The organism is Geotalea uraniireducens (assembly GCF_027943965.1).
Lineage (GTDB): Bacteria > Desulfobacterota > Desulfuromonadia > Geobacterales > Geobacteraceae > Geobacter > Geobacter uraniireducens.
In genome coordinates this window covers 174,914-189,058 of record NZ_AP027151.1, presented here as the reverse complement: position 1 = coordinate 189,058, position 14,145 = coordinate 174,914, and the positions used below count along the sequence as shown (strand labels likewise).

Genomic DNA, 14,145 nt, shown 5'->3' with positions numbered 1-14,145 from the left:
TCTCACCCCTTCTGTAATATATCCTTAATCCGGTCTAACTGGGTCCTAACACTGCCATCAAACACCTTGTCACCGATCTTGGTAATCACGCCGCCGATCATCGACGGATCGACTTCCACCTTGAGCACGACCTCTTTTCCGGTCGCCTTTGCCAGGGCGCTTCGCATCTCTTCGACCTGGGCATCCTGAAGCGGGAAAGCCGACACGAGAACCGGCCGAACAACCCCGGAGAGCTCATCGGCAAGAACAGAATAGCTGTGGGCGATCTGCGGCAGGAAAGCCATTCGGCCACGCTCCAGCAACACTTTGAGAAAACTGCTTACCGTCTCGGCGAGGCTGAGCTTGCCGAGCACCTCCCCGAGAATCTCCATCTTCGCTTCAATTCTGCAAGCGGGGCTCCGGAGTACCGAATCGAGGTCGGAATTGGCATCGAGCACGGCGACAAACCGCCCGAGTTCACTGCCAAAACGCTCGACCGCATTCTCCTCCGCCCCCAGCTGAACCAGCGCCTTGGCGTAGCGACGTGCAATAGCGTTCGAGATCAATGTAAATTCTCCACCTTACCGAGATAGTCTTTAACCAGGCGGTCCTGGTCGTCTTTGGTTACGTTGTCCTTAAGCATCTGTTCGGCAGCTTGCACGGCCAAACGGGCCGCCTCGTCGCGCAACTCCGCCTTCGCCTTGAGGACTTCCTGCTGAGCGGCGGCAGCAGCCTGCTCCTGAATCTTCGCCGCAGCCGCCTTTGCCTCGGCAATGATCCGGGACTTTTCCTGCTCGCCTTCGGCGCGGATCGCCGCATAGATTTCGTCGACTTCGCTATTTGCCTTCTCGAGCTTTTCGTTATACTCGGCAAATTTCTTCTCGGCAGCCGCCCGCGCCTCTTCGGCTTCCTTGAGTGCTCTCTCCAGATTGGCTCGCCGATCGGCCAGCGCTCCCTTCACGTTCGCCTTCTTGAGCGCCCAAACCAGCAACGCCACCAGCGCAGCGAAGTCGATAACCCGCCACATGAAGTCTTTCAGCTGTTTTCCGGTATCGACATGGTGGGCGCCTTCGGCACCTTCCGAAGCAAAGCCGAGAGCAGCCATTCCCGCAACGAGCGCGCCGCACGCGGCTACCGCCAGCACACCCTTGACCAGCCGTCTATTGCGAACCGATAACGCCATGTTACAAACTCCTCCCGAGAACCTTCTCACAGATTTCCAGCGACAACGAACGAACCTGCTCCTGAAGGATCCCTTTGGCGTCGGCAGCTTCTTTCGCAACCCTGTTTTTGATGGTGGCCAGCGAGTCGGCAGCCTCCTTGCGTGCCGCCTCCAGCAGCGCCGCCTCGTCACGTTGCGCCTCTTTCCGCAAAACCTCGCGCTCGCCGCTGGCTTTTGATTTCACTTCACGGAGGCGATTTTCGTAGAGCGCCACTTTTTCCTGAACTTCCCGATCAACCGCGGCCGCTCGCTCCTTCGCCCCTTCAATCCGGGCCTTCCGCTCCGCCATAACCTTCCTGATCGGTTTGTAAAGCAGGACGTTAAGCACCACCATCAGCACGAGGAAGTTAATTCCCTGAATAACAAACGCTAAATCCAGACTAATCACGCTACCACCCCACTTTGTTCATAGCCCGTGCATACTTTTTGTATACTGTATACAACAAGCCTGTATCAAAAAAAAATACGGTCAACCGGCCGCAAAATAGACCTTAGCTATCACAACGCGCCTGTCATGTCAAGCACTTTATGAAGTATACCTTATCATCTGAGGCGCTTAAGCCGCCACCGTTTCAGCCCAGCAGCAGTTCGACGATTCTCGACAATTCATCCTGGCTTCCAAAGGCAATTTCCACTTTGCCGCCCTTATTCCCCCGGCGAATGGCCACCTTCGTCATCAGGCGCGCTTGAAGCTGCGCCACCAGGTCTGTCATCTGCATTTCGGCTTTCTTCTGCTTCGCCTTCGCCCCGCCCCCGGCCTTGAGACGCTTCACCAGGCTCTCCGCCTCGCGGACGGTCAGCGCTTTTTTGATGATTTCGTCTCTCGCCTGCTGCAGATGCTCAGCAGACTCCAGCGCCAGCAGGGCACGGGCATGCCCCATGGCAAGCCGCTCTTCGACGATGTCTTTTTTCAACTCCGGAGTCAACTTGAGAAGACGCAGCGAATTGGCAACCGTCGAACGGTCCTTGCCGACCCGGCGAGCCAGCTCTTCCTGGGTGAGGGAAAAATTTTCCAGCAACGCCTGATAGGCTTCCGCCTCTTCAACGGCATTCAAATCTTCCCGCTGGATATTCTCGATCAGGGCCATCTCAAGAGCTGTATTCTCTGAGACATCCTGAATGACAACCGGCACCTCGTGCAAGCCGGCTTTCTGGGCGGCCCGCCAGCGGCGTTCGCCGGCGATCAGCTCATAATGGTCGCCCTTGCGCCGCACCACCAACGGCTGGATAATCCCCTTTTCTCGAATGGAGGCAGCCAGCTCATCCAGTTTGTCGGGCGCGAAGGTTTTCCGCGGCTGGTTCTTGTTGGGGTGAATTTCTTCGATCGGGCAGGAAAAATAGCGCCGGCCCTCCTCTTCCACCACCGGGAGAAGCGCGGCCATGCCCTTGCCGAGTCCAGTCTTCTTAACCATGGAGCGCCTCCCTCGCCAGAAGCTCTTTTGCCAGCTCGAGATACGCAACGGCGCCCCGGGATGAAATATCGTAAAGAAGGATCGGCCGGCCGTGGCTGGGCGCCTCGGAAAGACGCACATTACGGGGGATAACCGTCTGAAAAGCCAGATCCTTAAAATGCACTCTGATCTCCTCGCTCACCTGGCGGGCAAGATTGTTTCTCCCGTCATACATGGTCAGCAGGATCCCCTCGATGGTCAGGCCGGGATTGAGTCCCCTTTGAATGAGCTTGATCGTTTTGATAATCTGTGACAACCCTTCCATGGCGTAATATTCGCACTGGAGAGGAACAAGGACCGAATCGGCAGCTGTCATCGCGTTGACCGTCAAGAGCCCGAGAGAGGGGGGACAGTCGATGACCATGTAATCGTAGTGCTCGTCAAGCCGAGCAAGAGCGGTTTTCAGCCGGCGTTCGCGCTCTGTGGCGGCAACGAGCTCAAGTTCTGCTCCGGCAAGATCGGTGGTAGAGGGGAGAAGTTCGAGGAATGCCAGCTCCGTTTTAACGACAAGGCTAAGCGGATCAACCTCGTTGATAATGGCATCATAGACCGACTCTTCAAGTCCGTCCTTGTTCAGGCCGACGCCACTGCCGGCATTACCCTGCGGGTCCATATCCACCAGCAGGGTTCTTTTCTCCGCCGCCGCGAGCGAAGCAGCAAGATTAACCGCAGTGGTCGTCTTTCCGACCCCCCCTTTTTGATTGGCAATGCAGATTTTCTTGGCCATTTCGTCTCGCCGCCGCCCCGCCGCAAACAGGATTCTGGTTCCGCAAACTCCTGTTAGTTACCATACTCAGCCAGATTTGTGAAGGAATTTTTCCCCCGTCCTTTCAGGTCCTTACCCTGCGGGGCTCTATCGCCATCAGCTCGCTTTTGACTTTGATCAAGGAACTTTCCAGTGCATACGGGCAAAATCGGAGAAAAAACACTGGACAAAACCATGAAAAAACTGCCTGGCCTCCTAGGCATTATCGCTGTCTGTAACGGCCTGGCGTTTCCCGCCGGCGCATTCGAATGCACGGTCTGCCACAGCAAAAACCCGAAGATGGTTGAAATGCACCAGGCATTAAGGGGCCGTGGCTGCTTCGGCTGTCATAAAGTGGGGGAGCGTCTGATGGGCAAAGGACGTCAGCTGGATGAGACGGCAGCGACTGCCCGCCGGTTATCCGATCCGCTCTGCACCGAATGTCACCGGAAATAACTTGTCAGCCGTCGGGAGACATGCCTCCGAGCTACCCGCATCCCAGCGAACAGCCTGCCGAAAGGACGGGACCGCGCCCCTTGCCCACCCCATAAATCCGGCACGGGACAGCCCAGCACATTTTTGAGCAAATCACCAGGAGGGGTAAGTCACCCCTTGCGGAGGACGCGCTTGTCACCGACCCGAATGGTCACTTTTTCCTGGTCGAAATATTCGAGCAGAGGAATCATGAACTTCCGCGAGAGTCCGGTCAGCTCGCGAAATTCGGGGGGGGTAATGCCCCCTTTCTCCCGCAGGTAGTCGATCAGTTTGCCGCGAATGGCCGCCACCGGCGCCGGGGCGTAAAAGACGTCGCTTTTCAGCTTGACCGCCCGCCCTTCGCGGGCCAGGAGGTTGAGATGTTCGAGGAGCTCCTTTTCGCCGCAGCGTAACTGGTCGCACAACTCCTTGACGGTCGGCGGTTCCCCCCCTCCTTTGTCCAGCGCCGCCGCGATCAGGCCCTGCAGACCGCTCTGATCCACCGGGACCTCGCCCTTCCGGCCGGGAAGCTTAACGAATTCACGATCGGCGACAACCAACCCTTCCTTCTCGAGAGCCTGGAGCAGCGGCCCGAAGAAGCGCTGATCGCTTCGCCGGGGAATCCGTGTCTTCAGCTCTTCCCGCCCCATTCCTTCCTTGAGGGGATTGTCGCGGAGATACGTTTCGACCTCGCTGAACAGCTGCGCCTTGAGAGTGTTAAAGGCTTCCCGGGAGAGGAAGATGCGCGGCTCGCGCACCACCTGCACTACTTCGCCCGCCGAGAGGAGCGAACCGACCACCAGTTCGGCCCGTTTGCCGGGCAGACCGCTGCGCACGGCGAGCTCGGTGAACGGAATGCCGGAGAGCAGGCTGCCACCGATCAGCAGCCGCACTGCTTCGCTGTCCGAATGCCCGCCGAAGGCACGGAGAAGCGCCAGGGCCTCTTCCGAGCGGCGGCGGCGCCGGGGAGGCATCGGATCGAGGACCCGGCCACCACCGAGGGTCGCCTGGGGAGAGTAGGAGCGAAGAACGAACGGATCGCCGGGGAGCAGCAGCACCGGCCGCTTCAGCCGGAGCTGGGCAAAAGCGGTCTCTCCCGGCCTGAGCAGGTCCCGGTCGAGGAGGATAATCTGGGCCTGGACCTCATAGGTCGCCGAATGGAGACGCAACGAACTGCGGTGGCGCAACTCTTTCGGTGCCGACGGCAGATAGTCGAGGCGGACATCGACGGCCCGGGTCGTCTGATAGGCCCCGCGCGGCACGACAATGTCACCCCGTTCCAGCTCGGTGTACTCCACTCCCTGCAGGTTGACCGCCACCCGCTGGCCGGCGGTGACCATCTCCCCTTTTTGCCCGTGGGTCTGTACCCCGCGCACCCGGGCCGTTCGCCCGGCCGGGAGGATTTCGACCTCGTCCCCCACCCGGATTTCGCCGGCAAGAAGCGTCCCTGTCACCACCGTGCCGAAACCGGTCACCGTAAAAACCCGGTCCACCGGCAGGCGAAACGGCCCTTCCGCCCGTTTTTCCTCTACCTCGGCAGCCAGGCTGGCCAGTGCTTCCTTGAGCGCTCCGAGCCCGGCCCCGGTTTTTGCCGAGACCGGCAACACCGGCGCCCCCTCGAGGAAGCTCCCAGTCAGATACTCCCGTACCTCCTCCGCCACCAGATCGAGCCAGTCCGGAGCCACCAGATCGCTCTTGGTCAACACCACCAGCCCTCTCCTGACCCCGAGCAACTGGCAGATCTCGACGTGTTCCCGGGTCTGGGGCATCACCCCCTCGTCAGCGGCGATCACCAGCATCACCACATCCATCCCCCCCACGCCGGCAACCATCGTCCGAACGAACCGTTCGTGTCCCGGCACATCGACGATGCCGAACTGTACCCCCCCGGGGAGCTCCAGGTGGGCAAAGCCAAGCTCGATGGTAATCCCCCGCGACTTCTCTTCAGGCAAGCGGTCGGTATCGATGCCGGTGAGCGCTTTGACCAGCGAGGTCTTGCCATGGTCGATATGGCCGGCGGTGCCGAGAATGAGATGTTTCATGACCGCTCCTAATCTTTGAATTGCAACTGGTATAGCTTGCTGTAGAGGCCGCCGGCAGCCAGGAGCTCCCGATGGCTCCCTTCTTCCGCCTTTTCGCCGCGATGAATGACGATAATCCGGTCGGCATCCTGAATCGTTGACAGCCGGTGGGCGACTACCAGCGACGTTCGCCCGGCCATCAGCGCCCGGAGCCCTTCCTGGATCAGCCGTTCCGCCTCGCTGTCGATACTGGCGGTCGCCTCGTCGAGGACCAGGATCTCCGGGTCGAAGGCGACGGCCCGGGCAAAGGAGATCAACTGCCGCTCGCCGGCGGAAAAATTCATCCCCCGCTCCCGGACTTCTTCGTCATAACCGCGGGAAAGCTTGCCGATGAAGCGGTCGGCGCCGACGAGGCGGGCCGCTTCTTCCAGCCGCCGGGCCGCCGCCGGGTCGCCAAGGGAGATATTGAAGCCGACCGTCCCGGTGAATAGGTACGGCTCCTGGAGCACCACCCCAATCCGCCGCCGCAGCTCCGGCAGCGGCAGCCGGCGGATATCGGTGCCGTCGAAGAGGATGGCGCCGCGTTCGACCTCGTAAAAGCGGGAGAGGAGCCGGGTAACGGTCGTTTTGCCCCCGCCGGTTTCGCCGACCAGGGCCACTTTTTCGCCGCGGCGAATGGTCAGGTTGAGCCCCCGCAGGACATCCTCGCCGGGGGTGTAGGCGAACCAGACGTCACGAAATTCGATGGTGTCGACCGGTGCCGGCGGCGGTTGCGGGCCGCCGGCCATGGCCTTCTCCCCACCTGCCGGCTGCTCGCTCCGCTCCGTATCGAGCAGGTTGAAGATCCGTTCGAGGGCCGCCATCGCCCCCTGCATCACCGAGTACTTGGAGGAGAGATCGCGGATAGGCCCGAAAAATTTCTCGATATACTGGATAAAGGCGACCAGGGCGCCGAAGGTCACCCCACCCCGAACGATCTCGCCACCGCCATACCAGACGATCAGCCCCACCGCCACCGACGACAGCGCCTCGACGAGGGCATAGAGCGAGGCGTCCCAGCTGATCACCGGCAGGTTGGCGTCCCGATAGGCGGCATTGAGCCGGGTGAACTCGTTGCGTTCCCGTTCCTGCCGGCCGAAGAGCTGAACGATCGCCATCCCGCCGATACTCTCCGCCAGGAAGGCGTTGAGCTGGGCCAGCCGTGCCCGAACCTCGCGAAATGCCTGGCGCATCCTGATCCGGAAGGTGAAGGCAACCCAGATCAGCACCGGCAGAACCGAGAAGGTGACCAGCGACAGCTTCAGGTTCATCCAGAGCATGACGCCGACAATCCCGGCCAGGAAGAGAATATCCCCGACCACGGTGATGATGCCGGCGGCGAACATCTCGCCGAGGACTTCGACGTCGCTCGTCACCCGGGTCACCAGACTGCCGGTCGGCACCCGGTCGAAAAATGCCACCGGCAGCCGCTGGAGGTGCGTGAACAGCTCCAGCCGCAGGTCGAACATTACCTTTTGCCCCAGGTACTGCAGCAGCCAGGACTGGAGAAAGGTCAGCAGCGAGTCGCTGACGATCAGGGCGAGAAACCCGGCCGCCACCAGCGGCAACCCGGCCAGCTTGCCGGTGACGATATGGCCGTCGATGGCCACTTTCAAAAGCCATGGCTGGGCCAGCCGGGCGGCGGCCGCCAGGGGAAGGAGCAGCAGGGTCGTCGCCGCCAGCCACCAGTAGGGACGGACATAGCCGACAAAGCGCTTCATCAGTTGCCGGTCGTAGGCTTTGCCGACTATTTCATCCGCATAGATATTGCCGAAATGCATACCCTTTCCATCCTGTCCGGAGCTACCGGTTACGGCGCCGCAACCCGGACCGCCGCCGCGCGAAAGACTTCGGCCATCCCCCGGTTGTCGTCCTGAAGTTCCGCCTGGCAGCGCAGCTCGGGACCGCTACGCCGCGCCGGGTCGAGCCCGAACGAAACGGTGCCGGTCCGAATCTCGCCGGGCGCCAGCCGGATACCGGTCAGCACCTCCCCTCCGTCGCCCGCCGCCGGATCGGTTACGCCGGCCACGGCCGCCAGCCGTTCGCCGGCACAGCGGAAGCGCAGCGAAATCCGCTCCGCCGGTGCCGAACCGACATTGAGCAGGGTAACGGCATAGTCGATGCGGTCGCCGGGAGTCATCACCGGCCGGCCGGGACGGACAACCACCCGGAGCAGCGGCGCCGCCGCCACCAGAACGATATCCCGGATTCGGTCGCTGGCCGGGGCACGCCGGGAAGCGACCCGGAGCGGATAGACGTAGCGCTGGCCGTCGATCGCGGTCGGCGGCAGGACGACCGACAGCACTGCGGCAAAGCGCTGGCCGGGAGCAAGGAGCGACGTTTCGCCGATCGGGGTGCCCGGCCGGGCGGCGGCCGCAAAACGGGCCCGGAATTCCGGCGGGAATGCCGCCCGGAGGCGATAGCTATCGGCACCGGAGCCGCGATTGACGATCTCCAGCGGTACAAGGGTCGGCACGGCTACCGGTCGGGGAGCATCGGCAGGGGTAACGTTCAGTTCGAACGTCGGCCCCGTCGGGACATTGTCGGCCGGCGCCGGGGCGGGGGCCGCCACCACCGGAGTCGCAATCACCGATTGGGGGCGATTCGCGGCAACGGCCGTTGGCCGGGAGGGGGCGAGCCGGGTGTTCTCCGCCGCCGGTCCGTGACGCCGCCCCGCCTCATCGGGCACCCCAGTCGGCCGTTCCGTGCGCCGGGCAAGCGGCCCATTCGCCGGAACCTGCGCAACGCCCGCCGACGGCCGGTAGCCGGCGGCCAGCGCCAGCAGTTCCGGCCCCGCGGCGGCGACCACGACACTTCCCGGATACTCGCGGCGCAGAGTGGCCATCGCCCGGGCCGCCTGCTGCCGCTCGCCGGCCGCCAACGACGCGCGGGCGAGAAAGAACAACGCCAGGTCACGGAGCGGCGTGTCCGGATAAACGGCAAGGAGCCGGTCGAAGGTTTCCGCCGCTTCCCGGCTGTTGCCGTCATGGAGCGCCGTAAAGCCGGTGACGAACAGCCGGGAAGCACCACTGCCGGCGGCGAAGGCAATCCCCGGGGCAAGGCAGAGCAGCATCATCCCCGCCACCAGCAACCGCCAGCCCTTGTCCGTCCGCCGCACCACGTTCACCTAAGCCTCCTCGCCACCCGGCCCGGCCCAGAGGAGGTCCCGCAATCCGGAACTCCGACTGATCCGGGTGCCGACCGCCGCAACGAACAGTTCGTCCCGCCCCCAGACCTCCACCCGCTGTCGGGCCCGGGTGACCGCCGTATAGATCAGCTCGCGGGTCACGATCGCCGAGGCGCGATCGGGGAGGATCAGCAGCACCCGCTCGAACTCGGACCCCTGACTCTTGTGGACGGTCATGGCAAAGACCGTCTCGTGACCGGGAAGCCGCAGCGGCAGATGCCTGGTCACCCCCCCTGCCGGGGCGGGAAAAAAGGCGGCTAACCGCTGGCCGTCGTCCGGTGCAGCCTGGACGATGCCGATGTCGCCGTTGAAGAGGCCGCGCGGGTAATCGTTCTCGGTGATCAGTACCGGCCGGCCGGGATACCATTCCCCCCCGACACCGGTCGGCAGCCCCAGGAGCCGTTCCGCCAGGCCATTGAGGGTCGCCACGCCGTAGGGCCCTTGGCGATGGGCGCAGAGAACCCGGAACCGACCGAATGCCGCCAGGGCCGCCAGCGGCTCGGCCGTCGCCCGGAACTCATCGTAGCCGGCGACCAGCGGCTCCCGCAGCTGGCATTCCAGCTCTTCCGCCGCCGGCAGTTCCCGCCACGCCAGGTCGCCGCATCCCCCCGCCTTGAGCAGTGCCAGCGCCTCCTCCCCCCGCCCTTCGTTGATCAGCCGGGCCAGGGCGCCAATCCCGCTTTCGGCGCCGAACCGGTAGCTCTTCCGCAGCACGACCAGCGAATCGCCGAGTGGCGACTCCGGCGCCGGACCGGCGGCCGGCAGCGCCGATCCGGCCAGCCGCGCCAGGCGCTCCCGAAACGATGGGGAAAAGGCGTGCAGCCGGCCGGTGTCGCAAATGTCACCGAGGACCGCCCCGGCTTCCACCGAGGCCAGCTGGTCCTTGTCCCCCAACAGAATCAGCCGCGCCGTCGGCGGCAGCGCCTCGACCAACCGGGCCATCAGGGGAAGATCGACCATCGACGCTTCGTCGACCACCACCGCCGCATACGGCAGGGGATTGTCCCGATGGTGGCGGAACGCGCCGGACGGCGGGTGGTAGGCGAGCAACCGGTGGATGGTGGTTACCGCCTCCGGGAGCTGTTCGAGGATCGCCGGGGCCACCGGCAGCCCCTGCTTGGCAGTACGGATCGCCTCGGCCAGGCGGGCCGCCGCCTTGCCGGTCGGAGCGGCGAGGGCGAGCGAACAGGAGACACCCCGGGCCTGCTCCAGCAGTAGCGCCAGCACCTTCACCACGGTGGCGGTTTTGCCGGTACCCGGGCCGCCGGAGATCACGGCCAAGGGCCGGCAGAGCGCCGTCAGGGCCGCCACCAGCTGCCAGTCGGGCTCGTCAGCCACCACCGGCGGGAAGAGCCGGCGCACCCCTTCGCCGAGTAGCGCCTCGTCGACCGGGCATTCCTGCCGGCTCCGTGCCAGCAACGCCGCGGCCAGTACCGCTTCATACTCCCAGAAGCGGTGCAGATAGAGACGGCCGGCAGCGTCGAGGACCAGCGGCGTCGTCTCGCCGGGTGCCCCGACCAGCGGCACCGCGCGGAGATGCTCGATCCAGCCCGCCAGCGCCGCGGCGCCGACACTCTCCGGCGGCAGCGCCGTGGCCAGCTCGAGACAGACGTTGCCGCGGCCGGTGGCATTGCTGGTCAGGGCCGCGACCCGCCACAGCCAGGAATCGCCACGGCCGGCAAGCCGGCAAACGAAATCGGCAAAGTGCCGATCGAGCTCGGTCAATTCATCTTCGTGCGCATATGCCATCGTTTCACTCACCTGCCCGGCAGTCAAGCCGGACGAACAGCCGTTCCAGCTCCTCGATCAGCTGCCGCGGCGGCCGGTCATGGAAGATTCCCGCCCCGTCGCCCCGGGCCGCCTCGATCCCCCGCAGGAACAGATAGTGAACGCCGCCGAAATGGCGATCGTAGTCGTAATCGGCAAGCCGCACCGCCAGATGGCGATGCAGCGCCACCGTGTACAGCAGATACTGGAGGGGATACCGGTGCGACCGCATGCTTTCCCGTAACTGCGGCGGCTGGTAATCCGCCGGCTGGGAACCGAGATAGTTCGATTTCCAGTCGATGATGAAATAGCGCCCCTGCCATTCGCAGACCAGGTCGACGAAGCCGCGCACCACCCCCCGGACCGGCTGGAAGGTAAGACCGGTCACCAGCTCCGTCAGGCTCACCGGCTGCTCCAGGCCGCTCCAGCGCGCCGCCGCTTCCCGCAGGCCGTCGGCGGTAATGAAGCGGAGCGGGAAGTAAAACTCCAGCTCCGTCAGCCAGCCGCCGGGACGGAGGTCGGCCAGCCGGAACGAGGCCTCCCCGGCCGGCAACGGGACGGTGAGAACCTGGCCCAGCATTGCCGTTACGGCCGGCAGCCATTCGCCGGCAAAGCCGTGCCGGCGGAGTTTTTCCGCCACCGCCGCTTCGGCGATGCCGGCCGGCCCGGCGGCAAAATCGAGTTCCTCGAAGATCTCGTGGAGAAAGATCCCCGCCCGCGTCCCGCGGGGAAAATCGCGGATCGTCTGGCGCTCGGCCGGCGGTTCCCGCAAAAGCGGCGCCCCGTCCCCCGCCACCCATTCGTCGCGGTCGGGCAACTCGGCAACATGTTCGGCCTGGGAGACGAAAGAGGTAAAACTTGCCACCCGCCAGTCGTGCTCGATGGTACCGTGGAACTCCCGGCAGCTGAGCGGCTCGGCGGCGACCGGCGGCCGGTAGACGCCGGCAGGAGCCCGAGGGGGAAGCGGGGTCACGGCGATGGCCCCGCCCGAGGCAACGGCCAGCTGCTCCAGTTCGGCCCGGATCGCCTCGTCGGACAGGGCGACCTGTCCTTTGTCGCCCGGCACGTCCGGATGGAGCAGGTAATGCATCGCCGAGCCGCCGGCATCCTTGAAGGCCCCCCAGGCCAGATAGCAGCGGTTCTTTGCCCGGGTGACGGCCACATAGAGCAGCCGCAGCCCCTCGGCCAGATTCTCCTCGGCGGCCCGTTGCCGATGGCGGGGAAGCTCCGGCGAACCGAGATCGAGCACCGCCCGGCCGGCTTCGTCATGGAACAGGACCGTTTCGCCGGTTCCGTCCCTCCCTTCCCAGCAGAACGGGCAGAAGACCACCGGATATTCGAGTCCCTTGCTCTTGTGAATCGTCACCAGCTGGACCGCCGCCTCGTCGGTCTCCAGGCGGATCTCGTGTTCCTCCCGGCGCTGTTCCTCGCTGAGCCGCTCCGCCAGCCAGCTGACGGTCGCCTCCATGCCGAGATTGCCGGCTACCGCTGCCTCGTGGAGCAGCTCGAAGCAGTGAAGAATATTGGTCAGCCGCCGTTCGCCGTCCGGCAGCGCCAACAGCCGGCTACGCACCTGACGGCCGGCCAGGAGGCGCATCGCCATCGGCATGCACCCCGACTTCGCCCAAAGGTCATGGTAGCCGCGGAACTCCTCCAGCACCGTCTCCCAGGCGCTCTCGTCGCCCAACAACCGGGCCAGGCCGTCCCCGCCGATCCCCGCCAGGTCGGTGACCAGGGCGGCCCGCAAGCGCCGCTCGTCGGCCGGTTCGGCCACCGCCCCGAGCACCAGGAGGATCTCCGCCGCTTCCGGCGAATCGAAGAGATTGCCGGCACCGCGCAGCACCGCCGGGATGCCGAGCCGGTTCAGTTCCTGCTGCACCAGCCGCGCCTGGCGGTTCTTCCGGACCAGGACGGCAATATCGCCCGCGACCAGCGGCCGGTCACCGATCAGCAGGCGACCGGCGCCCCCTTCGTCGAGCAGCCGGGCAATCTCCGCCGCCACCCCCTGAACCAGCAACTCGGCGCCGTCACCCTTGTTGATCGGCTTGCCCGCCTCCCTTCGGGGGACGAAGTGGATCTTGAACGGCGCCGGATCGGCAGCGCCGTCAACGGTCAGCAGCCGCTGTTCCCGTTCCGCCGCCCGCACCGGGTGAAAGGCGATCCCCGGGAAGAGAAACGGTGCCGGCCGCCCGGCGAAGAGGGCATTGACCGCCCGGACCAGTGCCGGCTCGGAACGCCAGTTTTCGTCCAGGGTATGACGCTGTTCCGTCGCGGCAGCCGCCGCCAGGTAGGCAAAGACATCGGCGCCGCGGAAGCTGTAGATCGCCTGCTTCGGATCGCCGATCATGAACAGCGGCGCCTCGCCCGCCAGCGGATAGAGGGCATCGAAAATCCCGAACTGGAGCGGATCGGTATCCTGGAATTCGTCGACCAGGGCGGCCCGGTAACGCTCCCGCACCGCCCCGGCCAGGGCGTCGCCCTGCGCCGCCTGCAGCGCCTGGTAGAGATCGAGCAGGAGGTCGTCGAAGGAGCGGACATTGGCCCGCCGCTTCCGCCGCGGCAGTTCGGCGGCCAGGTAGGCGTGGAATTGCCGCTTCAGCGCCAGCAGCCATTGGTCAAGGAACGCCTCGTCCGGATCGCCTGCCGGCAACTCGGGGAGCGGCAGCTCGGGGATCACCCTCAGCAACGGCCCCCCCCGCGTCCCGACCGACCGCAAGAGGCGGCCGGGCGACACCCCCTCGTCAACGACCTTCCGCACCAGCGGTGCCGGCGCCCGGTAGACGGTGTCCCGCCAGAAATCGGCGGCAACTTCCTGCAGCAGCCGCTCCTGATCGGCCAGGAGCTCCGTATCGGCCAGGGAGCCGCTGGCAAAGGGATTGTCCCGGAGGGCCCGCTGGCAGAAGCCGTGGATGGTGAAAATCGCCGCCTCGTCAAAGGAACGGAGCGCGGCCGACAGTAAACGGAGCGCCTCGGGAGCGGCAATTCCCCCGCCCAATAGCCCGTCGAGCAGCGGGTCGTCACTGCTCCCGGCGGCAAAGGCATCCACCGCCTCCCGTAGCCGTCGCCTGATCCGGTCCCGCAACTCCTCGGTCGCCGCTTCGGTGAAGGTGACAACCAGGATTTGATCCGCCCGCAACCGCCGCTCCAGCAGCAGCCGCAGGTAGAGGCCGGCAATGGTGAATGTCTTGCCGGTACCGGCGCTGGCCTCGATCAGGTGGCGACCGCTCAGCGGGGTATGGAGAAGGTTGAAGGGCTCCATG

The 14,145-nt window shown here is 64.8% G+C and carries 11 protein-coding genes; 1 reads left to right on the top strand and 10 read right to left on the bottom strand.

What is annotated here, in order from left to right; genetic code table 11:
- Nucleotides 1–2: 2 nt before the first annotated feature.
- The 5 genes from atpH to QMN23_RS00840 form a co-directional block, all read right to left on the bottom strand.
- Complete coding sequence (gene atpH / locus QMN23_RS00860) at nt 3–545, bottom strand: ATP synthase F1 subunit delta (protein WP_282001206.1); 543 nt, start codon at nt 543–545, stop codon at nt 3–5.
- Nucleotides 542–1,162, bottom strand: coding sequence for a hypothetical protein (locus QMN23_RS00855; protein ID WP_282001205.1), 621 nt, complete (start codon nt 1,160–1,162; stop codon nt 542–544). The genes atpH and QMN23_RS00855 overlap by 4 nt, the downstream gene beginning before the upstream one ends.
- A 1-nt stretch (nt 1,163) precedes the next feature.
- On the bottom strand, nt 1,164–1,589 hold the full coding sequence (locus QMN23_RS00850) for an ATP synthase F0 subunit B (RefSeq protein WP_282001204.1): 426 nt from the start codon (nt 1,587–1,589) through the stop codon (nt 1,164–1,166).
- 184 nt (nt 1,590–1,773) lie between these two features.
- A complete protein-coding gene (locus tag QMN23_RS00845) occupies nt 1,774–2,613 on the bottom strand; it encodes a ParB/RepB/Spo0J family partition protein (protein ID WP_282001203.1) in 840 nt (279 codons plus the stop codon).
- Nucleotides 2,606–3,379 (bottom strand): ParA family protein, encoded by a 774-nt coding sequence (locus tag QMN23_RS00840; protein WP_282001202.1) that lies wholly within the window; start codon nt 3,377–3,379, stop codon nt 2,606–2,608. The genes QMN23_RS00845 and QMN23_RS00840 overlap by 8 nt, the downstream gene beginning before the upstream one ends.
- A gap of 213 nt (nt 3,380–3,592) precedes the next feature.
- Between QMN23_RS00840 and QMN23_RS00835 the strand changes: the two genes are divergently transcribed.
- The gene (locus QMN23_RS00835) at nt 3,593–3,853 is read left to right on the top strand and encodes a cytochrome c3 family protein (RefSeq protein WP_282001201.1); all 261 of its coding nucleotides are present in this window, start codon (nt 3,593–3,595) and stop codon (nt 3,851–3,853) included.
- 149 nt (nt 3,854–4,002) lie between these two features.
- Here QMN23_RS00835 and selB read toward each other — a convergent pair whose 3' ends face one another.
- Genes selB through recB form a run of 5 tightly spaced genes read right to left on the bottom strand, consistent with a single transcriptional unit; the run spans nt 4,003 to nt 14,144 of the window.
- A complete protein-coding gene (gene selB, locus QMN23_RS00830; RefSeq protein WP_282001200.1) occupies nt 4,003–5,913 on the bottom strand; it encodes a selenocysteine-specific translation elongation factor in 1,911 nt (636 codons plus the stop codon).
- Between the two features lie 8 nt (nt 5,914–5,921).
- Nucleotides 5,922–7,712 (bottom strand): ABC transporter ATP-binding protein, encoded by a 1,791-nt coding sequence (locus QMN23_RS00825; RefSeq protein WP_282001199.1) that lies wholly within the window; start codon nt 7,710–7,712, stop codon nt 5,922–5,924.
- Nucleotides 7,713–7,741: 29 nt separating this feature from the next.
- On the bottom strand, nt 7,742–9,058 hold the full coding sequence (locus QMN23_RS00820; RefSeq protein ID WP_282001198.1) for a tetratricopeptide repeat protein: 1,317 nt from the start codon (nt 9,056–9,058) through the stop codon (nt 7,742–7,744).
- A complete protein-coding gene (gene recD, locus QMN23_RS00815) occupies nt 9,059–10,867 on the bottom strand; it encodes an exodeoxyribonuclease V subunit alpha (protein WP_282001197.1) in 1,809 nt (602 codons plus the stop codon).
- Nucleotides 10,868–10,871: 4 nt separating this feature from the next.
- Nucleotides 10,872–14,144: an exodeoxyribonuclease V subunit beta gene (recB, locus tag QMN23_RS00810; RefSeq protein ID WP_282001196.1), complete on the bottom strand. Its 3,273-nt coding sequence runs from the start codon at nt 14,142–14,144 to the stop codon at nt 10,872–10,874.
- Between the last annotated feature and the right edge of the window lies 1 nt (nt 14,145).